The sequence below is a fragment of the Streptacidiphilus anmyonensis genome (assembly GCF_000787855.1).
GTDB classification, from domain to species: domain Bacteria; phylum Actinomycetota; class Actinomycetes; order Streptomycetales; family Streptomycetaceae; genus Streptacidiphilus; species Streptacidiphilus anmyonensis.
Genome location: NZ_BBPQ01000026.1, coordinates 75,338 through 97,616, shown reverse-complemented (window position 1 = coordinate 97,616; position 22,279 = coordinate 75,338). Strand labels below are relative to the sequence as shown.

General features: G+C 69.6%; 20 protein-coding genes. 13 read left to right on the top strand and 7 right to left on the bottom strand.

The features are described 5' to 3' along the window. From TR50_RS22480 to TR50_RS22440, 11 genes are all read left to right on the top strand, one after another. Positions 1-896 (top strand): IS110 family RNA-guided transposase (locus tag TR50_RS22480; protein ID WP_042424590.1); only part of this gene is annotated, 896 nt, incomplete at its 5' end. 1,494 nt (positions 897-2,390) lie between these two features. Further along, a complete protein-coding gene (locus TR50_RS22475; protein ID WP_052441220.1) occupies positions 2,391-3,368 on the top strand; it encodes a conjugal transfer protein in 978 nt (325 codons plus the stop codon). Positions 3,369-3,425: 57 nt separating this feature from the next. Further along, positions 3,426-3,743: a hypothetical protein gene (locus TR50_RS22470; RefSeq protein ID WP_042424581.1), complete on the top strand. Its 318-nt coding sequence runs from the start codon at positions 3,426-3,428 to the stop codon at positions 3,741-3,743. Next, complete coding sequence (locus TR50_RS42795; protein ID WP_052441219.1) at positions 3,740-4,408, top strand: hypothetical protein; 669 nt, start codon at positions 3,740-3,742, stop codon at positions 4,406-4,408. Before TR50_RS22470 ends, TR50_RS42795 begins: the two co-directional genes overlap by 4 nt. 5 nt (positions 4,409-4,413) lie before the next feature. Beyond that, entirely contained in the window at positions 4,414-6,507 is a 2,094-nt protein-coding gene (locus tag TR50_RS49785; protein WP_052441218.1) for an ATP-binding protein, read from the top strand. An 11-nt stretch (positions 6,508-6,518) separates the two neighbouring features. Then, on the top strand, positions 6,519-7,022 hold the full coding sequence (locus TR50_RS49780; RefSeq protein WP_052441217.1) for an ATP-binding protein: 504 nt from the start codon (positions 6,519-6,521) through the stop codon (positions 7,020-7,022). Then, positions 7,019-9,550 (top strand): hypothetical protein, encoded by a 2,532-nt coding sequence (locus TR50_RS22455; RefSeq protein ID WP_152648566.1) that lies wholly within the window; start codon positions 7,019-7,021, stop codon positions 9,548-9,550. Before TR50_RS49780 ends, TR50_RS22455 begins: the two co-directional genes overlap by 4 nt. Next, complete coding sequence (locus TR50_RS22450) at positions 9,547-10,665, top strand: C40 family peptidase (protein ID WP_052441216.1); 1,119 nt, start codon at positions 9,547-9,549, stop codon at positions 10,663-10,665. Before TR50_RS22455 ends, TR50_RS22450 begins: the two co-directional genes overlap by 4 nt. 158 nt (positions 10,666-10,823) lie before the next feature. Next, positions 10,824-11,258 (top strand): hypothetical protein, encoded by a 435-nt coding sequence (locus TR50_RS22445; protein WP_052441215.1) that lies wholly within the window; start codon positions 10,824-10,826, stop codon positions 11,256-11,258. After that, entirely contained in the window at positions 11,255-11,410 is a 156-nt protein-coding gene (locus TR50_RS46870; protein ID WP_160311153.1) for a hypothetical protein, read from the top strand. The genes TR50_RS22445 and TR50_RS46870 overlap by 4 nt, the downstream gene beginning before the upstream one ends. Positions 11,411-11,479: 69 nt before the next feature. Then, positions 11,480-12,796 carry an IS630 family transposase gene (locus tag TR50_RS22440; RefSeq protein ID WP_084700741.1) on the top strand — a complete coding sequence of 439 codons (1,317 nt, stop codon included), beginning with the start codon at positions 11,480-11,482 and terminating at the stop codon, positions 12,794-12,796. Positions 12,797-12,835: 39 nt separating this feature from the next. Here the strand turns inward: TR50_RS22440 and TR50_RS22435 are convergent, their stop codons facing one another. Together TR50_RS22435 and TR50_RS22430 are read right to left on the bottom strand one after the other, a co-directional pair. Continuing rightward, a complete protein-coding gene (locus TR50_RS22435; RefSeq protein ID WP_042424576.1) occupies positions 12,836-13,969 on the bottom strand; it encodes an IS630 family transposase in 1,134 nt (377 codons plus the stop codon). A 63-nt stretch (positions 13,970-14,032) separates the two neighbouring features. Further along, the gene (locus TR50_RS22430) at positions 14,033-14,362 is read right to left on the bottom strand and encodes a hypothetical protein (protein WP_152648565.1); all 330 of its coding nucleotides are present in this window, start codon (positions 14,360-14,362) and stop codon (positions 14,033-14,035) included. Between the two features lie 873 nt (positions 14,363-15,235). On the opposite strand from TR50_RS22430, the gene TR50_RS22420 reads away from it, so the two are divergent. Continuing rightward, entirely contained in the window at positions 15,236-15,889 is a 654-nt protein-coding gene (locus TR50_RS22420) for a hypothetical protein (RefSeq protein ID WP_152648564.1), read from the top strand. 257 nt (positions 15,890-16,146) lie between these two features. Beyond that, positions 16,147-16,830: a hypothetical protein gene (locus TR50_RS22415; RefSeq protein WP_052441214.1), complete on the top strand. Its 684-nt coding sequence runs from the start codon at positions 16,147-16,149 to the stop codon at positions 16,828-16,830. A gap of 1,108 nt (positions 16,831-17,938) precedes the next feature. On the opposite strand, the gene TR50_RS22410 is transcribed toward TR50_RS22415, so the two are convergent. From TR50_RS22410 to TR50_RS22390, 5 genes are all read right to left on the bottom strand, one after another. Then, on the bottom strand, positions 17,939-18,316 hold the full coding sequence (locus TR50_RS22410; protein ID WP_042424563.1) for a PIN domain-containing protein: 378 nt from the start codon (positions 18,314-18,316) through the stop codon (positions 17,939-17,941). 127 nt (positions 18,317-18,443) lie between these two features. Continuing rightward, the gene (locus TR50_RS22405) at positions 18,444-19,364 is read right to left on the bottom strand and encodes a hypothetical protein (RefSeq protein WP_152648563.1); all 921 of its coding nucleotides are present in this window, start codon (positions 19,362-19,364) and stop codon (positions 18,444-18,446) included. Positions 19,365-19,509: 145 nt separating this feature from the next. Then, positions 19,510-20,076, bottom strand: coding sequence for a GNAT family N-acetyltransferase (locus tag TR50_RS22400; RefSeq protein ID WP_042424557.1), 567 nt, complete (start codon positions 20,074-20,076; stop codon positions 19,510-19,512). 17 nt (positions 20,077-20,093) lie between these two features. Then, a complete protein-coding gene (locus TR50_RS22395) occupies positions 20,094-20,912 on the bottom strand; it encodes a class I SAM-dependent methyltransferase (RefSeq protein WP_042424554.1) in 819 nt (272 codons plus the stop codon). Further along, positions 20,909-22,207, bottom strand: coding sequence for a helix-turn-helix domain-containing protein (locus TR50_RS22390; protein WP_052441213.1), 1,299 nt, complete (start codon positions 22,205-22,207; stop codon positions 20,909-20,911). The genes TR50_RS22395 and TR50_RS22390 overlap by 4 nt, the downstream gene beginning before the upstream one ends. Between the last annotated feature and the right edge of the window lie 72 nt (positions 22,208-22,279).

The window sequence follows — 22,279 nt, the reverse complement described above, 5'->3', positions numbered from 1 at the left end:
CCAAGACCGACGCGCGGGATGCCTTCGTCATCGCGGACGCCGCCCGGGTCATGCCGCACACGCTCCGCTCGGTCGACGTCGAGGACGAGACCATCGCCGAACTGGAGATGATCGTCGGCTTCGACGACGACCTGGCCGGCGAGGCCACCCGCGTCAGCAACCGCCTGCGCGGCCTGCTCACCCAGATCCACCCGCACCTGGAGCGCGTGCTGGGCCCGCGCATCCAGCACCCCGCCGTCCTGCAGCTGCTGGAGCGGTTCGGGTCTCCCGCCCAGATCCGCAAGGCCGGACGCCGTCGCCTGGTCGGCTTACTTCGGCCGAAGGCCCCGCGGATGGCAGAGCGCCTGGTCGAGGACATCTTCACCGCCCTCGACGAGCAGACCGTCGTCGTTCCGGGCACCGACGCGGCCGCGCTGATCGTCCCGAGCCTGGCCAGCTCGCTGACTGCGGTCCTGGACCAGCGCAAGGTCCTCGCCGGACGGATCGAAGAACTCCTGGACAGCCACCCTCTTTCGAAGGTCCTGACGTCCATGCCGGGGATCGGCGTCAGGACCGGAGCCAGGATCCTCATCGACGTCGGCGACGGCAGCTTCCCGACGGCAGCCCACCTCGCTGCCTACGCGGGTCTCGCCCCCGCGACCCGAAGCTCCGGGTCATCGATCCGCGGCGAGCAACCCTCCCGGCGCGGCAACAAGCAGCTCAAACGTGCCTTCTTCCTCTCCGCGTTCGCATCGCTCTCCGATCCGGTCTCCCGGACCTACTACGACAAGAAGATCGCCCAGGGCAAACACCACACCCAGGCCCTGCTCTGCCTCGCCCGACGCCGAGCCGACGTCCTGTTCGCGATGCTCCGAGACGGCACCTTCTACGAACCCCCGACACCCGAAGCGGCCTGAAGGAACCAGCCCTGCCTGCGGCCCACAAAACACGGCGCCACCGGGACGGGACCGCTACATCTTGTGAACCTCTACAGAGAACCCTTCTGCGAGGGCAGAGTTCAGATGCTCCGCATGGGCTCCCAGCCACTGGCTCGGGCCTGCGACCTGCGCTGTCAGCTCGATGAGCACGTAATCCCTGGCGCCCGCAGTCGGCTCACCGCAGATACAACAACGAAGACGCTGGCTCACCACGCCCGTCCACTCGGCTCCGTCAGCGCTCACCTGCGTTATCTGATCATCAGCATTCACCGCAGCATCGTTCCAGACGCCTTGAACCGGTGCTCGTCCAATTTGACCAAACCCATAGGGGCCCCCCGCGTCGGCGGGGCGGACCGGCGACGCCGTTGTGTGGCCGCCACAGGAGGCGGAGCACCCCCGCGTCGGCGGGGCGGACCTGGAACACGACGACCTCCAGGCCGCCGGCCGGAGCCCCCCGCGTCGGCGGGGCGGACGCGCGTGTGCTCACGCCCCATCACGAGCCTCCGGAGCACCCCCGCGTCGGCAGGGCGGACTCGGCAGGCTCATCGCGAACCCCCTACGAAGCCGGAGCACCCCCGCGTCGGCGGGGCGGACCCGGGCGTAGGCGTCGGCGCGAGCACCGACAGCGGAGCACCCCCGCGGACGCGGGGGTGAGCCGTCCGCGAACCTTGGCGTCACCTATCAGGCGATGTCCGCCCCGCCGACGCGGGGGTGAGCCGGACCCCGGCGAGATGACCGCCGACGAGATGATGTCCGTCCCGCCGAGGCGGGGGTGAGCCGTCTGCTTCTCGATTGGGGCCCTTTGTTCTCACGTCCGCCCCGCGGTGAGTCGGCTTCTCCGACAACCACACCCTCGCCCGCCCCGCCGACGCGGGGGTGAGCCGCTCGTGGAGAACGGCGTCCCGCTGCACATGTAGTCCGCCCCGCCGACGCGGGGGTGAGCCGATCTCCACGCTGTCCGTCGCGAGCCTCTCCGAGTCCGCCCCGCCGACGCGGGGGTGAGCCGACCGCGAACGAGGAGCCCAGCATGCCCGAGCCGTCCGTCCCGCCGACGTGGGGGTGAGCCGAGGACGGCCAGGACTGGGGTTGCCCCCTCGCCGTCCCTCCCGCCCATACGGGGATAAGCCGCAGCAACTGCCCTACAGGCCGCAGGCAGCACCGTCCGTTCCGCCGATGCGGGACATGGCGTCGGGCAGCGGATGCCTGGCGACGGCGGGGCTGGAATCGTTGGCTAGCCGCCGAATCTTCGGTCACGAGATGGGTTACCAGTGCAGGTCAAAGGCCATGGGACGCCGTCAGGCCCGGTGCCAGCACAAGGCGCTGGTTACCGGGCGAGCCGAGGGGCTGGTTACTGGTTACCTCCCGGCTGTTTGGTTTTCGTGATGCTGCGCGGGTGGATCTGGTTACCGGAGCGGTGACCGCGCAGGGGTTTGGTCAGGGCACAGGACCGATCCCCCTGGAGGCCAGACCCCGATGTACCGCTCCCCCGCACCACCCGCCAAGGACGTCGTCGACGACGTCGGCCCGGACCGCATCTACCGCCAGGCCCGGCTGCGCCGCGTCGCCGTGTGGGCTGCGCTCGCCGCCGGTCCGCTCGCCCTGTTCGCGTCCTGTGCCTCGGACCGCGTCCCTGCGCACACTGCCGTCCGGTCGGCCGCGGCGTCGGCCCCACCGGTCGCCATACAGGACCCGTCGGGCTTTGCGCAGTTGTTCGTCTCGCTGTGGCTGCGTACCGACGGGACCGCCGACGATGCGAGCCTGGCCGCGTTGCACGCTCTCGCGCCGAACGTCGATCTGCGCACGGCGCAGAACACCCAGGCACCCGCGTTGTCGGTGGCGCAGTGCGCGTCGGTCCGCAATACGCGGCTACGCGCCGGCTATTGGTCGGTGGTCGTGGGCTGCGAGGCGGAAACGGCGGGCCAGACCGCGGTGCGGTATTTCGTCGTGCCGGTCGAGATGGACCAGACGACGGGCGGGATGGGATCTCTGGCGGTCGTCGCCCAGCCCGCTGCCGTCGCAGCCCCCGCCCCGGCCGGGGTGCCGCCGTTCCTGTACCCCGATGACGCTGCCGCGGGCACGCCGCTGGCGGCCGCTGCGGCCGCGTTCTTGACCGCATACCTGGCCGGGCAGGGCGACGTGTCGGCGCTGCTGTCCCCCGGTGCTCACATTCCGGCGCCTGCCTCGGCGCTGTACGCGCAGGTGCAGGTCGGTCAGATCGCTGTCGGGCAGTCGGGGATGGACGGATCCGTGCCCAGGGACGGTGCCAGCTGCGAGATCTGGGTCCAGGTGACCGCGACGGACCAGAGCGGCGCCGCCTGGCCGCTGGGCTACGCGCTGAAGATGCGGGCCCGCGCCGGCCGCTGGGAGGTCGCTTCTGTTGAATCCGGGCCGGCACTGTCCACCGAACCGCCCCCTGGTCCCGCACCGACGATCACCGCGACCGCCCCGTAGCGCCCCCTTCACCTTTCCTTCCCCCTGTTCTCCTTCTTCTCTTCTGCGGAGATTTCTGTGATCGAGCACGTCTACACGGCCGGTGCCCTCGGCAACCTCGGCGACAACTTGATCGGTGTCGTCGCTAGCTGGGCCAGGCCCGCGCTGGAGGCGATCATCGGCTTGGTGATCGTGGTGAAAGTGATCACGAGGTTCAGCATCAAGGCCGGGATCGGCGTGGCACTGCTGGCGGTGATCTGCCTGGGCATCTACCAGGACCGGGACAACCTGGGAGCGGTCGTCGCCAGCGAGCTTCAGTCGGACGCCCACGGCCTGGCGCCGCTCCACCGCCCGGTCCAGCTCCTGCCCACCGCGAGCACTGGGGTGCGGCGGTGAGCACCGGTTGGGTGGAGGTGCCGGTCGCGCGCTCCTACACCCGGGCGCGGCGGCACCCGTGGGTGCTGGGCAAGCTCGGCGAGATCCGGCTGTGGCTGGGCCCGTACTCGCGGCCGCAGCTCGTGGTCGCCGGGGTCGGCCTGCTGGTGCTGGGCAAGACGATCCCCTTGTGGTGGCCGCTGTTCGGGCCGCTGCCGCTCGTCGGTCTGGGCTTCGCGGTGTGGGCGGCGCGGTGCGCGCGGATCGGCGGGCGGGTGCCGGAGGCCGCGGTGTGGGGGTGGATCCTCCTTTTGGTTCAGCCCCGGTGCGGCCGCATCGCCGGACGGCCGGCCCGCGACCTGGCCCCGACCCGGCTGCACGGCGGCTTCTTCATCACCGACACCGACCCGGTCGCTCGGCCGGACACTTCGCCGGCCGTGCCTGCCGCCCCAGGACGCGTTGCGGCCACGCCGGGCGGCCGCCCAGTGCCCAGGACGTCGGCTGGGTCGATCCGGTCGGCGCGGCGCCGCCCCCAGCCGCCGCACCACGATCGCGCAGCCGAGCCGGAGCCCGCCTCGCGGACCGGCCGCGCGGCGGCACCGGCGTCCGTGACCGCCGCTCCCCGTTCCTCGCTGGACCTGCTGCTGGAGCAGTCCGGCGCCCGGACACCTGTGAAGAAGGCCTGACCCTGATGCGTGTTCCGATCCGTCACATCGTCGACAACCTTCTCTGGTCGAGCACCGGCACCGTGTGGGCCGTCTTCCGTGTCACCGCCGTCTCCTACCGGTACGCGCCTGCTCGGGCGCGGGCTGAGCTGGTGTCCCGGTTGACGTCGATGGTTCGTCAGCTCGACGGGGCGCCGCGCTGGTACGGGCTGGCCGCCCGGATCGACGCGGGCGAGGTGGTCTCCCGGATGGTCAAGGACGTCGATCTGGTGCGCCACCCCGGGTGGGAGGAGACCGCGCAAGCGTGGTTCGCGTGGCTCGCGGGCGATGAGATGTTCCGGCGCACGCACTGGCTCGCCGTCCCGCTGAAGGCCCCGACCAGGCAGGCGGCGTGGGCCGGCCAGCTGGCGGCGACGTGGACGGAGCTGGCGGACCTGCTCGGTATGGCACCCGTGCCGGTGACCGAGCAGGAGGTCACCGCCTACCGGCAGCAGGCCCGGCACCTGGCCGCATCCCTTTCTTCCGGGCCCGGCCTGCGGCCCGCGCGCCCGGCGGAGATCGTGTGGATGTGCCGGCATGCGATCTGCCGTGGGCTCGAGGAGCCGCTGCTGATGGAGGCCGAGCGGTCGCCGACCGGCGGGGGCCGGATCATCGGCGGCGCTCTGCGCTCGCCGTCCTACCTGGTTCTGGGGCAGGTACGGCTCACCGAGGGCGGCCTCCCGGCCGCCGGCTTCGGCGGCCCCTCGGACGTCGAAGACAGAACGAGCGCCCGCGGGCGGAGCGCGCGCGGCCTCGGGCACGGCGACGGGGGCGGGACGTCGCTGATCGCCCGCCGCTGGCTGGAGGTGGAGAGCGAGGCCGGGACCTCCTACCAGGCGCAGCTGGTGGTGGCTGAGCAGCCCGCCACCGCGGTGGCGTCGGCGGCGGATGTGCTGGCGCAGCTGGAGATGACGCCGTTCCCCGTGGACTACGTCATCGACCTGCTGGTGGTCCCGTCGGAGAAGGCGAAGATCTCGGTCCGTCGCAAGAAGCGGGAACTGGTGGACCAGGCCGACCAGTACGGGGCCGAGACCTCCGGGTTGCCGGACAGCATCTACAACGCGGCCGGCGACCTGGGCGAGGAGAGCAACCGCCTGGAGCAGACCACCAGCGAGGTCGAGGTCCAGTCGGTCACCGCGCTGACGGTGTGGGGCACGACGCCGGGCGAGGCCGAGCAGCGCGCCAGGACTCTGGCCGGGGCGTTCACCGGCCTGAACTACCAGATCGTGCGACCGGTCGGCAGCCAGGAGACTCTTTTCTCCCTCGCGCTGCCAGGGAGCCCCTCCTCTCCTCGGCTGCGGGAGTTCCGCCAGCACGAGCTGTCCGGGGACTGGGCGCTGCGCGGGGCCGGCACGAGCGTCGAACTGGGCGACGAAGGCGGAGCCCTGGCCGGGTTCAGCGCCGACAGCGGCACCTCGCTGCCCGTGCTGATCGACCTCGCCGGAGCCCCTGGCCGCAACCGCTCCGCCTCCCTCGGGGTGGTGGGCGAGCTCGGGTCGGGCAAGAGCATCGTGCAAAAAACGCTGGCGATCAGCGTGGTGGACCGCGGCGGGCAGGCCATCGTCATCGACCGGACACCGCTTAGGGAGTGGGCTTCCTTCGCCCGGGCCGCAACCTCGGGTCGGGCACAGATCGTCGATGCGGCCACCGCCACCGTCAGCATCGATCCGCTCAGGCTGTTCCCGGCTGCCGACGGGGCCCGGTGGGCGATCAGCTATCTCACCCTGCAGCTCGGCGTCGGCGCCATGTCGCCGGCCGGTGCCCTGCTGAGCCACGCGGTCCACCACGTCGCCGCATCCAAGGCCCCGAGCATGCGCGCGGTCCTGGACTACCTCGCCGCACTGGCGGGCGAGGACCAGGGCAGCCGACGCGCGCAGGAGGCAGCGCAGCTGGCGGACATGCTGGCTATTGTCGCCGAGGACCGCTTCGGGCAGATGGTCTTCGACCCGTCGCTGCCGCCGCTGCGGTGGCAGGACCTCACCGGGGACATGGTGGTCTTCACCACCGCCGGACTGCTGCTGCCGTCCAAGGAGGCCCTGACGGATCCGAAGCTCCTGGCCCAGCGCCGCTGGAGGCGCTGATCGGGCGGGCTGTGCTCTACCTGGTGGCGGCGGTCGCCCGCGAGGTGGCGTTCAAGCGCCCCGACCGGTTCGGATGGATCGACGTGGACGAGTGCTACTGGCTGACGTCCTCCACCGAGGGCGCCAACCTGGTCCACGAGATCGTCCACGACGGCCGCAAGCACAAGGCAGGGGTGGGCCTTGGTTCGCATGACCCGCTCGAGCTCGGGGACGAGACCACCCGCGGGCTGCTCGGCTACAAGCTGGTGATGCGGCACACCGACCCGGCCCTGGCCCGGCGTTCCTTGGAGTTCCTGGGCCTGGACGCCGCCGATCCGCACCTGCTCGACACCGTCGCCGGGCTCTCGCCCAGCAGCGCCCCGCACCGGCAGGGCGAATGCCTGCTGCGCGACAACACCGGCCGGATCGGACGCGTGCGCATCGAGATCCCCCCGGTGGAGCGCATCGAAGCGCGCATCGGCACGACACCCCCGGAGGGCACCGAGACGGTGGAACAGGTGGGGGTCCCGGCATGACGCGCCGTCTGCAGGGCCTGCTCGGAGGGGTCACCGGTTGGCGTCCTACGTGGTACGGGATGCGCCAGGCCGGCTTCCTCGCAGTGACCGTGTTCGCGTTCCTCACGGTCAATGCGCAGGCCGCGGCTGCGGTCACGGGTTCGGGCGGCGGTGGAGGCGGCGGGATGCTGGCGCCGTTCAACGTGCCCTCCTCCGAGGGCGTGCCGCTGGACCACTACCAGCTGGTGTCCGATCCGGGCGGCGTCACGGACTTCCAGCAGGAGGCCCAGTCGTACCTGATGGGGATGTGCTTCGCGCTGGTGCGGGTCATCGTCGGCCTGGAGTGCTGGCTGATCCACTGGGCCTACAGCTTCCCCGTCACCAGGATGCTGGCCGCCAAGTCGCAGGCCCTCGCGGACGGCTACCGGACCTGGGTGGTGGACCAGCTGGGCCTGCCGGGGATGCTGCTCGCCTGGGCGGTCGTGGTCTGCTCCGTGATGCTGCTGCGCGGCCGCACCGGGCGCGCTTTCGGCGAGCTGGCGCTGACCCTGCTCATTGTCGGTGTCGCCTCCGCCGGGCTGCTGCGACCCGACGTCGTTCTCGGGAGCGGTGGTCTTCTCGACCAGGCCCGCGAGGCATCTCTCGAGGTCGCGTCCATCACCACCAACCAGGGCGCACCGCCGCCGCAGACGGTGGATCCGGCCGGCATCTCCGGTCCGCTGCAGCAGACCCTCACCTCCACCTTCGTTGTCGAGCCCTACCAGCTGCTCCAGTTCGGCCGCCCCATCCCCAAGGGCGACAAGGCCTACGACACCTACCTCGCCTCGGTCGCGATGAACGGCGGCCCGACCGGCGGCGGCACCCCGGCCAACCCGCACGCCTGCGACGGACTCGGGGGGATGGCGGCGCAGGCCTGCCAGCTCGGCCAGTCCAGCAACCCCGCGCCGCCGAGCTGCGACGGCCTGGACGGCGGCGCGAAGATCTGGTGCCTGCAGGGCACCGGCCGCTGCGACCAGCTGTCCGGCGCGACCAAGCTGCTGTGCGACATGGGCGCCGGCCAGAACACCACGGCCGGTAGCGGGGGCGGAGCGAAATGCGACAAGCTGATGGGCCTGGCCAAGCGCTTCTGCCAGGCCGGGACGCCCACCAGCGGGACGACGACCGACCAGGCCAAAGCCCTGGCCGACCGGTTCAAGGACGTCGACCCGGCGATCTCCGCCTACATCGGCCCGCCGTCGTGGGACCGGGTGTTCGGCGCGATGCTGCTGCTGTTCGCCGCGCTGGTCGTGCTGGCCATGGTCGTCGCAATGGTCCTGGCCCTGTTCGCCGCGCAGGCCGCCGACGCGCTGCTCGCCGCCCTGGACTACCCCGCGCTGGTGTGGGCGATCCTGCCCGGCCCCAACCGCGGGGTGCTGTGGCGGTGGATCGGCTCCTTCGTCACCTCCATCCTCGTGCTCTTCGCCGCCTCGGTCTTCCTGCCCGTCTTCGGCCTGACGTGCTCTGCGTTGTTGTCCGGCGGCGGGCAGGACCTCATCACACGGATGTTCCTCGTCGACCTGGTCGCCGTCGTGGCACTCGGCTTCCACCGCCGCATCATGGCCGGCGCCTCCACCGCGGGATCCCGTCTGGCGAACCGGATGCGATGGGCCAGGGTCGGCGGGTCCGGCTCCGGAGACGACGCCACCCGCACCGGCCAGGTCATCGCCGGGGCGCTGGCCGCCGGCGGACCTCTCGGCGCGGGCATGGCCTCCGGCTACAGCACGGCCGGGAACCCGATGCAGGCGCACCTCGCCCGACGCGCCCGCGTCGCCTCGAGCGCCCGGGCGCTGGCCGACATCCCCGGCGCGCCGCTCCACCCGGGCCGACTCCTCGGCGACATCGGCCGCGAAGCCGCCCACGGCCTGGCCCCCGTCACGCTGGCCGCGCGCGGGGTCCACCACGCGTGGAAGGGCCGGGTCCTGACACCGGAGGAGTTCGAGGCACGCTCCATTCGGCCGGGGCTCGGCGGGAAGCTCCCGGTCGGGTCGCGCCTGCACAACCGGCTCATCCAGACCCGTGGCGGCCGGGTGCTGCTGGGCGGCAGCCGGGTCGCCTGGGGCGCCACGTTCGGCGCCCCCGCCACATGGACCCGCACCCGCCGCCGGGTCGCCGCAGCCCGCGGTGAGGTCCGCGGCCAGGTCGCCCACTACAGGCTGGAAGGCGCCAACTACTGGGCGACCGAGTGGAAGCCCGGCCTCACAGACGTGACCACCCCGGCCCGCATGACCGGGAAGGCCGCCGCCCGCACCGGCGCGCGGCTGCACGTCGCCGCCGACGTCTACGGCCACGCCGCCGCCGACCAGGCCAAGCGGACCGTCGTCAACACCACCGCCTCGGCGGTGCTGCGCGCCGGGACGACCAGCACGCCGTCGGGGCCCGGCCCGGTCAGGACCCCGCGCTCCCACAGTCGTGTCGCAAGCCACGAGGAGCAGGCCCGGGCGGAGATCCTGCACGCCCTGCGCCGAGCGCAGCGCGAAGCCCGCGGCGAGCAGGGTGGTGACGGGGCGTGAAGAAGCTGCTGCTGCTCGGCTTCGTGACGCTGATCGGGTTGTCGCTGATGGTGCTGCCGCTGGGCTTGGCCGCTTCCAGCTCGGCCGGCACGAGCGGCGGGTCGGCGGTCGGCGTCGCGGGCCTGCCTCCGGTCCTCGGCCAGGCCTACACCCTGGCCGCCACCAAGGTGCGCGACCTGGTGCCCGCCTGCCGGGGCATGCGCTGGGAGATCCTGGCCGGGGTCGCGGAAGTCGAGACCCACCAGGCCGCCGGCCACCAGATCGGCTCGGACGGCGAGATCACCCCGCCGATCTACGGGCCGCTGCTCGACGGCACAGGCCAAGGCGGCAACACCGTCCCGGTCGTCAACACCACAGCGGGCGAGCGTCAGCTCGACGCAGGCAGCCACTTCGCCCGCGCGCTGGGCCTGTTCCAGTTCATGCCCGCCACCTGGCTCACCACCGCGGTCAACGCCCACGGGACCAGCGCCGCACCGGACCCGGACAACGCCTTCGACGCAGCGCTCACCGCGGCGGCGTACTTGTGCGGGAACGGCCCGGACCTCACACAACCCGCCCAGCTTGCCGCGGCCCTGCTCGCCTACAACCGCTCCGACGCCTACGTGCAGCAGGTCGAAGCCGCGGTCGCCCAGTACGACGCCCTCGCCTCCGTCACCTCAACCATCCCAGCGTCCGGGAAGGCGGCGGTCGTGCTGCGCGCGGCCATGGCGCAGTTCGGCGTCCCCTACTCCTGGGGCGCCGGCAACGCGGCCGGCCCCACCCGCGGGCAGTGCTGTTCCCCCGGCGGCCAGGACGGCAGCCGCATCACCGGCTTCGATTGCTCCGGCCTGACCCTGTACGCCTACGCCCAGGTCGGCATCACCCTGCCCCGCACCGCAGCAGAACAGGCCGCTGAAGGTCGCCGCGTCCCAGCCTCCGCAGGCCTGCCCGCCCTCCGGCCGGGCGACCTCATCTTCTACGGCTACATCCCCGGCGACGACGCGTCCATCTACCACGTCGCCATATACGCCGGCAGCGGCATGCAGATCGCCGCACCACGCCCCGGCCAGGGCGTCACCGAACAGCCCGTCGACCTGAAGTCGCCCACCTACGCCGGAGGAGCCCAAATCCTGTGAAGACCTGGCCGATCCTCGCATGCAGCGCCGCCCTGGCAGCCCTGGGCGTGTGGCTGCTGCGCACCCCACCATCGAACGAGGTAGGTGCCACAGTCGCGACAGCCTCCGCATCCCCAACCGTTGCCACGGGATCCGTCGCCCCCGGAGCGAGCACGCCCTTGGAGGGGCAGGTACCGAGCGCAGCGGCAGCTGCCCCACCGTCCAGCAGCCCCGCGCTTCCTCAGAACGCGCTGGCACCGGACGACGGGCCCGGAGGGGACCACCTGATCCAAGCACTCCTCGACGCACACACCCGGCACAATCTCCCGGCCGCCCTCCAAGAGCGGCTGAACCAACTCGGCCGCGCCGTCTGGCTCGCCGACCTCACCGGCGAAGGCCGCAGCCAGTGGCCCTCCTACTTCACCTCCACCGGAACCTCCGGCTACACCCACGTGCGCGTCCAGGCCGCGGTCGCCCGCGGCATCGGCACCAGCCGCGCAGAGGTCACCCTGATCTGGGCCGGCAGCTCCCCAGCTGGAGACCCGGAGGTCGGCCTACCGGCCACCGTGCTGCTCGCCAAGCAGGCGGGCGGCACCTGGGAGCCGGTCCGGTGATCCCCTCCGAGGTCACGAGGCGCGTCCTGCCCGCCCTGCCGTTCCATCAGGCGGCCACCTCGGTAGAGCTGTTCGCGTTGCTGTCGCCGGGCGGCCTCCCGGCTGCGGAGAGCTGGACGACCGGCTCCCGGCTCTGGAAGAGCAGCAACTAGTGTGATGCGCCGCAAATCACGAGGGTAAGTTGCTACCCTTTTCTCGTGTCGCATCCGGGGCCCTCTGCTGTGTCGATCACGTTGTCCGCGGACGAGCGGGCCGAGTTGGTGCGGCGGGCTGGGTCGTGGGATCGCAGAGCCGCCGAACGTGCTCGGATCATTCTTGGCTGCGCTGACGGCATGTCGAATGCTGCCGTGGGGAGGCTTGTTAACGTCCAAGCCAAGACGGTGGGCAAGTGGCGTCGCAAGTTCGCCGCCGAGGGTTTGGCCGGCCTGCAGGACGCGGGCCGCATCGGTCGGCCGAAGGCCGACCTGGTCCTGAGCGAAGCCGAGCGGGGCCAGTTGGTGCGGTGGGCCAGGCGGGCGAAGACCGCACAGTACCTCGCTCTGCGGGCGAAGATCGTGCTGCGCTGTGCAGAGGGCGGCACGAATCGGCACGCCGCGATGGACCTCGGCGTGGACGAGTCGACCGTGGAACGCTGGCGGGCCCGGTTCGTGGAGCGGCGGCTGGACGGCCTGCAGGACGAGCCGCGACCGGGCCGGCCACCGTCGATCCTGCTGGACCGGGTGGAGGAAGTCGTCGTCGCGACGCTGGAGTCGACACCTGAGAAGGACACGCACTGGTCGCGGACCTCGATGGCCGCCCACTCGGGGCTGTCGAAGTCCACGATCGGGCGGATCTGGAAGAAGTTCGACCTCAAGCCCCACCTGCAGGACAGCTTCAAGCTGTCCACCGACCCGCTGTTCGTGGAGAAGGTCGTCGACGTCGTCGGGCTCTACCACAACCCGCCCGAGCGGGCCGTGGTCCTGTGCGTCGACGAGAAGTCGCAGATCCAGGCCCTGGACCGCTCGCAGCCGGTGCTGCCGATGATGCCGGGCATGCCTGAACGACGCACCCACGACTACCTGCGGCACGGCATCACCAGCCTCTTCGCCGCCTTCAACATCGCCGACGGCACCGTCATCAGCGAGCTCCACCGCCGCCACCGCGCCCTCGAGTACAAGAAGTTCCTGGTCACGATAGACAAGGCCGTCCCCCTCGAGCTCGACGTCCACGTGGTGTGCGACAACTACGCCACCCACAACACCGCCGAGGTCCGGGCCTGGCTCGCGAAGCACCCTCGCTTCCACGTGCACTTCACCCCGACCGGCTCGTCCTGGATCAACCAGGTCGAGCGCTGGTTCGGCCTGCTGACCGACAAGCTCATCCGACGCGGCGTCCACACCTCCGTCAAAGCCCTCGAAGACGACATCAAGGCCTGGATCGACACCTGGAACCAGAACCCCAGACCCTTCACCTGGACCAAGACCGCCGACGAGATCCTCAAATCCCTCGCCGACTACCTCTCCAAGATCAACCCAACCAACACACCAACGCAGCCATAATTACCCTCGCGATTTGCGGCGCATCACACTAGTGCCGCATCAAGCAACGTTCGCCCTGTTGACCACCGTGTGAAGGCGTTTGTCGGTGGCGTGCTTGTTTCGCCAGATGATGTAGCGGCGGATCATGCTGCCCTGGGCCTTGTGGCTGGGGTGGTCGGTGCCGTCGAGTGCGAAGTAGCGCAGGGCGGTGAACTGGGCCTCGATCCGATTGAGCCAGGAGCTGTTGGTCGGGGTGTAGGCGATCTCCACGTTGTTCGCCGCGGCCCAGGTCCCGACCCGCTGGCACCGCCGCGTGGTCAGGTGGGGTGAGTAGTTGTCGCAGACGATCGCGATACGCGTGCCGCTCGGGTGTAGCGAGCGCAGGTAGCGGCAGAACTCCAGGAACTTGGACCGGTTCTTGGTCTTCTTGATGTGGCCGTAGAGCTGGTCTTTGCCCAGGTCGTAGGCGGCGAACAGGTGCCGGACCCCGTGCGGGCGGGTGTAGGTCGCGCGGCGGCGACGGCGTGGTTCGCGATCGGGGTCCTTGTGCTTGCCGCCGCGTTCGGCCCACTGACGGCCGGGGTGTGGCTGGAGGTTCAGCGGCCCGAACTCGTCCATGCAGAAGACCACCTCGGGTTCTCCCAGCTCAGGCAGCACCTCACCGTCGGCGATGGCGTAGAGGTGCTCGACACGGGCCTTCTTGACCGCGTAGTCGGGATCCTTCGAGGTCTTCCAGGTCTTCACGCGTTGAAAGGTGACGCCCTCCTCGCGGAGCAGGATGCGCAGGCCCTCGTGGCTGATGTCGTCGACCACCCCCTCGGCGACCAGGAAGTCGGCCAGCTTGGCCAGGCTCCAGGTCGAGAATGGCAGGCCTTGCTCGACCGGCCTGGACTTGGCGATCTTCTTGATCTCGCGGCGTTCGGGCAGGGTGAAGGTCCTGGGCCGGCCGCCTTTGTACTTCGGGTAGAGCGAGGCGAAGCCGTCGGCGTTGAAGTTGTGGATCACGTCGCGGACCCGGTCCGTGCTGGTGAAGGTCACCTCGGCGATCTTCGTCACCGGCATGCCTTGAGCGGATAACAGCACCATCTGGGACCGGCGCCAGGTCACCACCGATCCGGTCCCCCGGCGGACGATCCGCAGCAACCGTTGCCCCTCGTCGTCGTCGATCTCGCGGACCTGCACACGCTCAGCCACCCGACCAGCATGACGCCTGAGTGGGCGCCGGACGGCGTCACATCGCTGGCCCGCCCTCTGGACCTACCTCGCGGCGTGGATGCAACCGCTCGACTGCACCAGGCCGAGCTCGGGGGCGACCAGTCGCCGTTGTCCGCGAGCCTCGCACGCACTGTTGAGCGGCGGCTCCATCTGCGCGCCCGTGATGGCCAGGCGACGACCGTCACGAGTGCGCAGCACGAGGGACATTCCATCCATCCAGTCGCCCGAACGCCAGTGGCCGGTGATCTGGGTCTGACCGTCCGGCCGACGGTGCATCTCGACCACCATGAAGTGGAACCAGTCGCCGTTGCCCCGGCCCGCCTGCTGGTAGAGCTCCCCGCACTGAGCACAGACAACGGTTGGACCGGGCAAGGATGCGTCACCGGCAGTCACGATGCTCCAGCCCCTCGTATGGACGGCAACGACTCAGTCACCGTCGGCATTCTGCAGATGCTGCTGGCTCACGTCATCTGGTTTGCGATGCGCACAGGGCGAACGTTGCTTGACGCGGCACTAGTGACCTCCGGCGAGGGATGTTGGCCGCTCACGGGCGACGGATTGGCCATTGCCCGAACCCTCCCCACCAGCTTCGTTCTGTCCCCCGGAAGCTCCGTTGACCGCCGAGTCTGGCGAGGCCCTCCGAGTGGAAACCACGACCCCGGCTCCGTACAAGGGACACCTCTGACCGCCCTCTCGAGGTCTTCCCTGCCACGGCGCTGCGTACCTTCGCCTACGGGCAACACCGCCTTGAGCCTGGGAAAGCGCTGGTCGAGGTCCGTCGCCGAACGGCTGCACCGCTTCGCCGAGCTGGGGGCAGCAGACTACGAGGACTCGGCGCGAGGACCACGGCGGCTTGGCTCGGCAGACCCCGGTCCTTCGCACCGCCGTTCCTTCGGAGCCGTCGTGCGGGGACGTCACCGATGTGGCCAGCGACCTCACCGACTCCGATCCGCTCGTGGGGCACAGGGTCGCTAATCTGCCGATCGGCGTGAAAGGGGTTGACGCCCGGAAGGAGGGCAGCGACGCCCGGGTCTGGTGATCCCCCGCGCATGAAGGCGTCCAATCGTTAGGCCGCGGAATGCAAAGAGCACGGGAGGTGTCATGTGCCAGGAGCGCTTGTCACCTTCGCGGGTGATTTCCGCCCGCATGGGGAACGCAGCGGGCTGCCGTCGACTTGCTCATTGACGAGCCGATACGTGTTCACACCCCCTCCGGGCCTTGATGAACTCCGAACAACCAGGCTCCTTGAAGCATTACTATCCGCCCAAGATCCATACACGCAGAGCAAGGTGGCTTTCCATCGTGGTTACCAGTGATCGGTCCTTCGGGTTCACACGACTCCGTCGGCGCCCTCTCCTAACCGCAGCGGCCCTGGCCGCAGCCAGCCTGCTCGTAGCCGGCTGCGGCGGCCCCGCCAGTTCATCGGCCTCGTCCGACAGCGCGGCCCCCGCACCCACCGCCGCGTCACCGTCGCCCAACGCGACTGACACCGCGAAGGCGCAGCTCCTGACCGCGTACCAGGGCTTCTGGAACATCCAGGTGCAGGCGTACTCCAGCGGCAGCCTCAACGGCATTCCGATCAACAAGTACGCGCTGGGACCGGCCTTCTACGACATCAAGCAGACGGTCCTGTACTACCAGCAGAACCATGAGGTGATGCGGGGACGGCCCACGCTCAGCCCCACGGTCACAGCTCTGCAGATCACTAAGGAGCCCTTCAGCGCGAAGATCTCCGACTGCGTCGATACCAGCAACTTCCTGCCCGTGGATTCCAGGACCGGCAAGCCCGCCCAGCTGGAAAGCAGCGTCCATCGGCACCCATGGACCTTCACGGCCACTTTCGACAACGTCCTGTGGTACATCACGAACGCTGACATCGACAGGACGCGGACTTGCTGAGGGCCAAGATCGCGGTGCCCGTTTCAGCAGCCGCCTTACTGGCCATCTGCTTCCTGCCAGGCCGCGCGATCGCTGACGGGGGTGGGGGCGGCGGCGGTGTCTCGTGCGGTCCTCTCGCCGGGGACTGCAACGTCAGCGCGAGCTCGGCCCCAGCTCCATCATCGGGAGGCGGCGGTGGCTCCGGCGGAGGCACCGGGGGCCGCGGACATGCTGCCACGTGCTCCTTCGGCGGTCATTCCTTCCCCTGCCACAGCGACATGTTCGGCTGGTTCGACTCTCAGGACGGCTGCTACTACCAGCGCATGGATCCCCAGCCCCCGGCCAGCAGCGTCTGGTGGCAGGGGCACCAGCCAGGCGACGGCGCCGTTTTCGCCGCAGAGTGCCCGCTGACAACTGGGAAGGGCCTTCCCGGCGGCGGACCGACGTGGTTCCAGAATCCACCGCCCGGTTACGGGGGCGGGGTAGACGTTCAAGCGCTGGCACAGCAGGCGGTGTCGAAGATGGGCTTGAAGGGCCCGGCCATCGGGGTCGCGCCGCCTCCTGGATCGCAAGGTGTGATCGGGCTGCCCGTATGGCTGTGGGACAAGGTCTCCCCAACGACGTGGGGTCCGAACTCGGCTTCGGCGTCAGCGGGTGCCGTGACCGTGACCGCGACCGGAAGCGTGACGCAGATCGTATGGGACATGGGCGACGGCCAGTCGGTTACCTGCACCGGTCCGGGTGAGGCCTATCAGGCGTCATTCGGCAACGCCCAGCCGCCGTGCGGCCACACCTACACCACCGTCTCCGCATCGCAGCCCGGGGGCCGGTACGCGATCAACGCGACGGCGACGTGGGTGGTGAATTGGCAGGCCACGACCGGCCAGGCAGGACAGATCACGGTGACGAGGAAGTCGGCGTCGTCGGTGGTCATCGGTGAGCTGCGGGATTTGAACAACTGACGAGGTGGAAGCGGCATTTCGCAGATAGCAGTCACCAAGCCGCGGCAGCCGGTAGAGCAGGCCTTTGGAGCAGTGCCTCTCAACCTGCTTCCACGGGCCCGGCTCTCCCCTGTCCGCCCAACTGGATCTCACGCGCGCATCCCGTGGCAGACAGAGCTATCGCAGGCGCACAGATCGCAGCCGAGCGCAACGTCCACACTGACGGGAACGAAGGGTGCAGCCGTTCAACGGGCGCTACCAGGGACCCTCGCCGAAGGGCCTACTACGGCAGCCCGGCGAGAAAACCCAGCACCGTCCAGCCGGTGGGCGTGAGCTGGGGCAGCGACTCCGGCCCCACTCCGCCCGCTGTATATCTGGCAGACATAGTCACTCGCGCAATGTACCCCGCGACGATCACCCGGCTTGACCGGCTCACCCGTCGGCAGAGCGACTTTTCGAAGCCCGGAACGCGGGCCGGTGGGCCGCACGGCCGGGCGTGGGTGCCGGATTCGCGTGGCCGCGCCGGCGTCGAGGAGGTCCCGCCGGCCTCGCCGAGGCCTCACGAGTCTCCGGACCGATCGACAGCAGGCGAAGCGTCCCCCCGAAGAGCACTTGCGCTTCGCGGGCTCAGCCGGTTGGACAGCCGTGCGGCCGCTACCAGCACACCACTCTCCGAACGAGTGAAACGCGGCTCAGGACAGGCGTTACGAAGCCCGCAGGCCTGTGTCTCGTCCAGACCGCCCAGGTGTCGAGTACGGCGACGCCGGCGCGTAGCGCCCGTCCGGCGTCGGCGGGCCGATCGGTCCGGTCACGGACGTGGCTGACGGAGCTGACCCGTGCGGGACGCGATGCTGGGCGGAGCGCAGGGGCGAGCCGGGTGCCGCCCCGTCCACGCCCCCGCCCCGGCGGTCGGTGCTACGCAGTGGGGCCGGCGCTGCCCGGGGCGGCCAGCCGGTCTGCCGACATTCGCATGCCGTCATCGACGCGTGGTGAACAGGGTGCCCGCACCCCAACCAGCACACCTGTTCGTCTGACGTTCGCATGAACGAGCGATCATGGCCCAGGGAACAGGGACTTAACATCCACTCGGTGTCGACTACGAGACGACGGTCAGGACTCCCAGGCGCATTCAGCGGATGCAGATCGTTTTGACGGTGAAGCCTCCGATGAGGCGTTCGACAACCGACCAGGCCCCGTCGGTGGTCAGGACGGGGAGTCCGTGGCGTTCGGCGATGGCGATGGCGATGCACAGTGAGTCCGCGGTGGACAGGGTGCCGGGCTTGCCGGTCCGGGTGCGTCGGAGATCTTCATCTGTCCCGGCGGAGTGGGTGGTGTACGAGAAGTGCCGCAACTCGGCAGCTCGAACCGCGTCGGCCTGGGTGAGCTCTTCGGCGAGAAGCAGGCCGGTGCCGGCGAGATCGTCCGCGATGCGTCGGGGAGGGCTGGGATGTCCGTACGCCTGGGCGCGCCGGAGGACCTCGGTGAGGCAGATCGTCGGCAGTGGCAAGCGCGCGCCGGTCCGACTGTTCAGACTTGCGCTAGTCCTGGTTACCATCGTCGATCCGGCGCGAGCAACCCCCAACGCGGCCTCGGCCCGCTGCCGAGCCGACCGCTATCGGTGCGGCCCGGCCTCATCAGTCTCGGCGGCCTCGCGCCAGCGCCGCCGCCCGGTCGCCGAAGAAGGTGACGATTCCAGCGAGGAAGGTCTCTGCGGCTTCCGCTATGTCGCGCACGCTCGGCAAGGTGTACCCCACCGTTCGGCGAAGCCCGTCCACCTCCTTGCGCTCGTCATCGGACAGTTTGCTGCTGGCTCGGTCCAAGAGAGACATAGCGATCACCGGACCGAAGCCGTTGACACCCACGCGCGCCCCCTCGACGAGATCAAAGTGCCTGTGCACGAGATTGTTGAGCGAGGTCAACATTTCCTCGGTCGGCGGGACTGTGGGCAGGCGCATATACGAGACGTCACCGGTGTTGTCGGTCCGGACGACGGAGTACAGCAGTTTGGGGTGGACGACCGCGTTGTTCCTCGCATACAGGGCGGTACGTTGGAGGTGTCGCACGGCATGCGCTGAGTCGTTGGATAGCCACTCGGGAAGCGGCTCCTGTTCAGCGAGCTTGAGCAGCTTCTTCCAGTTCATCTTCGGATCGTTGATGAGCACGCCGATCGCCTGCGCCGCCAAGTCGAGTGCCACGTCCAGAAAAACCAGGTAGGCCTCGTAATCGACGACCATCGAGGACTCGATGGTCGACCTCTTGGGTTCGTCGCGCGGCGACTGGTAGTGGACGTGCGCATGCATGCCTGGAGGGCCGCTCGGCTGGAACCATTCGAGGTACGCCTGCTTCAGCCTCTGCGAACACAAGACGATGCGTCGCTGCGTCTCGTAGATAGCGATCGTCAGCGGTTCGTGATCGGGGCCGAGGCTTGTGCCGATGGTGCCGAGCAAATCGACGGGGAACGCCGCCCAGCACTTGAGTCTTGGGCTGGCTTCCGCCGGGCGCCACTCGATGGGGATGTCATCCACCGGAACGTACGGCACGCCGTCGTTGGCCATGTTCTCTGGGTCGAATGTCACCGCTTTCGCCTGGCTTTCGTTCGGAGTGCGCGGCTGGGAAGGTCGCAGGACATCGATGCTATGCGCCGTCGTCTGATCAGGCAGATCAAGTTGCTGCGAGCGACCGAGCGGGTAGCAGGGTCCTTCAGTCAGGACAAGTTCCTGGGGCGTGCACCGGGCGGACCATTGCGACCAGGGGCGGGGATCCGGGGCTCGGGGTCTGGTGATTGAAAGGCTCGTAGCCCCAGCTCGCGTATAGGGCGCGGACCTTGCCGTCTCCGGCCTTTGGGTTGACCAGGAGTGTGACACGGGACTCGGTGCGTTCTGCGAGTAGCGCGTCATGGAGCCGGAGCGATGCGCCGGTCTTGCGCCAGGCGGGGCGGACGCCGAGTTCCTTGAGGGCGAGCGTGGAGACCTGGTCGAAACCTTCGGGCAGTGGCTTGTCCATGCGGGTCCACCAGCGGTTTCCGGTCAGGACGGTGTTGCCGTAGGCGTAGCCGACGGGCTCGTCTCCGTCGTGGCCGATCACGACTTCCCAGCCGTCCTCGGAGGCGTGTCGGTCCAGGCGCTCACCGAAGGAGTCCACGCTGTAGTGGGGGAGGTGGATGAGGTCGTGGCGCACGTCCGCGTATACATCGAGCATGACCTGCCGGATCCCGGCGAGGTCGGCGTAGCGCTCGATCGAGATGCGAGATGCGGCGGCGGTGCTCATGCGGTCCTTTCCGTCTGTTACTTCCGGCCTACGAGGATGCCGCCGAGGCACGTGATCCGGAACGAACCCTGCTCAGCGATCTCCGCCTCGACCAACTCTCGTGCCCTACTGAGTGTGGAGGTGAAGGGCACGCCGAGCTGATCGGCCCAAGCCTCATAGGACGCGAGGTGGGCCACCACTGGTTCGGCGTCTGCGATCTCGATCGTGCCTGGCAGCTCCATAACCCGGATGTCCACGAGGCTTCGGCCGAGCAGCTCCGGTGCCTTTTCCAGCGAGAAGCGAGAGCTGAGGGACACCCGAGACGGGCCTTCAGTGACGCCGAGTACATCAGCGGCGGCTTGCCTCCAGAGCTGATCGAGTTCCTGCTTGTCCGCGTCGCTGTTCGTGGAGGCAATCATGAGCCCGCCGGGCTTGAGGACGCGGGCGAGCTCGCTGACAGCGGCCGGGATGGCGGGCACGTGGTAGAGCATGTGCATCGCCAGGACAGCGTCCATGGAGGCGTCAGCGAACGGGAGCGCTTGGGCGTCGGCGACCACGACGGGGCGCGGGACGTCGGCGAGGATGCCAGCGGAGATGTCCATCCCAATGACGCGGAGATCGGGCCGGTCGAGGTGGAGGCGGGTGACGAACTTGCCGTTGCCGCAGCCAATGTCGAGGACGGTTCCCGTGATCTCAGTGAGTTGTTCGACGACGATGCCGGGGAGGTCGTAGCGGGGCTGCTGCCACTGGTAGATCGACTGCCGTGCGGCGAGGTGCCGTTCGTCAGCGTATGCGCTGGTGGCCAGGCGGGTCTTGTCGGTCAGGGCGGCGTCCTGCTGTGCGGTGTTGCTCGTCACGTGCTTGGCTCCGGGCTGGTCGTGAGGGCGGGGCGGGAGCAGGCTTCCTGGACATTCTTACGGAGGCTCAGGAGCGCGGGCGATCGGGCGAAGGGCCGCGAGGCGAGGCTGCTGTTCAGAGCCTGGAGGCGCTTGGCGATGCTGGCAGTGAGCCGTTCTGGACCGGCCTGCATGACGACGTTGAGCGCTTCCTGGGCGCCGTCGGTGTCTCGGCTGGCGAGGTGGGCGTTCGCGAGGTCGAGGTGGGCGGCGAGTAGGTCGCCGGATGATTGGTCTGCCACTGGAGCCGCTTGGTAGAGGGCGATGGCCAGATGCGACGCCCCGATCGCTTGGGGTACCCAGCGCGGGCTGTCGAGAGCGAGGAGCGCGGTGCCGGCGTACGCCCACTGCTTGGCTTCGGGGAAGGTGAAGACGCCGGGCAGATCCGCGACTGCCGAGCTGGTGCGGGCCTCGGCGGCGGACTCGATGGCGCGCAGCGTTCCGGCCTGGTCGCCGATCGCGGCGCAGGCGCGGGCTTCGAGGCTGAGGAGGCGGGCGCCGATGGTCCCGCCGTCGCTGTACGGCATTCCTGCTCGGGCGAGGCCGGCGGCCTGGGCGTAGTCGAGCTGCCAGTAGGCGATGAGGGACTGGACGGAGCGGACCCAGGCGCGTAGCCCGTTGTGGCCGGCGTGTTCGGCGCAGAGCCAGGAGGTGCGGGCGTGGGTGGCGGCGACGGCGTAGTGGCCGAGGTCGAGTGCGATGTGGGTGGCGAGTCCGCTGAGGCGGCCTGCGGCGAGGTAGAGCTGGATGGTCTGCTGCGGGTGCTGGCGGCCCTGGAGGAGGTCGAAGACGCTACGGCGGAGGCAACTGATCTCGTGGATCAGGTCGGGAACCGGCTTGCTGACGTACTCGACGGCTAGGCGGGCGATGTCCGCCTCCAACTGCTCCAGCAGGATGTCGTCGACGTTCGTGCTGCTGGCGAACCGTAGGAACAGGGCTGATTCAGCGGAGTCGGTCGCGATAGCGGCGACCATGTCCCGTGGGCTCGCAGGTCGCCGCGCTTGGGGTAACTGCAGGGGAACGTCCATTGGTCGGGCTGTCTCGGGGCCTGCGCTGTCGAGCAGTTCAGCGAGTTGATCGACAGTGATACCGAGTGTCCCAGCCAGCTTGGGGCGCATCCACGGCTGAGGCGCGGCGTGGCCGCTCTCCCACCGCCCGACGGTGGTCCGGTCGACCCCCATCGTCTCAGCCAGCGACTCCTGGGTGTGTCCGACCGCCTTTCGGCGCTCGATGAGCCTGGGCCTCCTGGTCGCCACGCACGTCCTCCTCGGCGAGCCGGATTCGCCTGGAGTGCGACGTCCCAGCTCAGCGGTCGGTTTGCAGCACGG

What these genes read in the sequence shown, in the direction of transcription:
- TR50_RS22455 (WP_152648566.1), top strand. Translation starts at nt 7,019, where the DNA reads ATGACGCGCCGTCTGCAGGGCCTGCTCGGAGGGGTCACCGGTTGGCGT.
- TR50_RS22475 (WP_052441220.1), top strand. Translation starts at nt 2,391, where the DNA reads ATGTACCGCTCCCCCGCACCACCCGCCAAGGACGTCGTCGACGACGTC.
- TR50_RS22405 (WP_152648563.1), bottom strand. Translation starts at nt 19,364, where the DNA reads ATGGCCAACGACGGCGTGCCGTACGTTCCGGTGGATGACATCCCCATC.
- TR50_RS49785 (WP_052441218.1), top strand. Translation starts at nt 4,414, where the DNA reads ATGCGTGTTCCGATCCGTCACATCGTCGACAACCTTCTCTGGTCGAGC.
- TR50_RS22415 (WP_052441214.1), top strand. Translation starts at nt 16,147, where the DNA reads ATGTTCGGCTGGTTCGACTCTCAGGACGGCTGCTACTACCAGCGCATG.
- TR50_RS22400 (WP_042424557.1), bottom strand. Translation starts at nt 20,076, where the DNA reads ATGAGCACCGCCGCCGCATCTCGCATCTCGATCGAGCGCTACGCCGAC.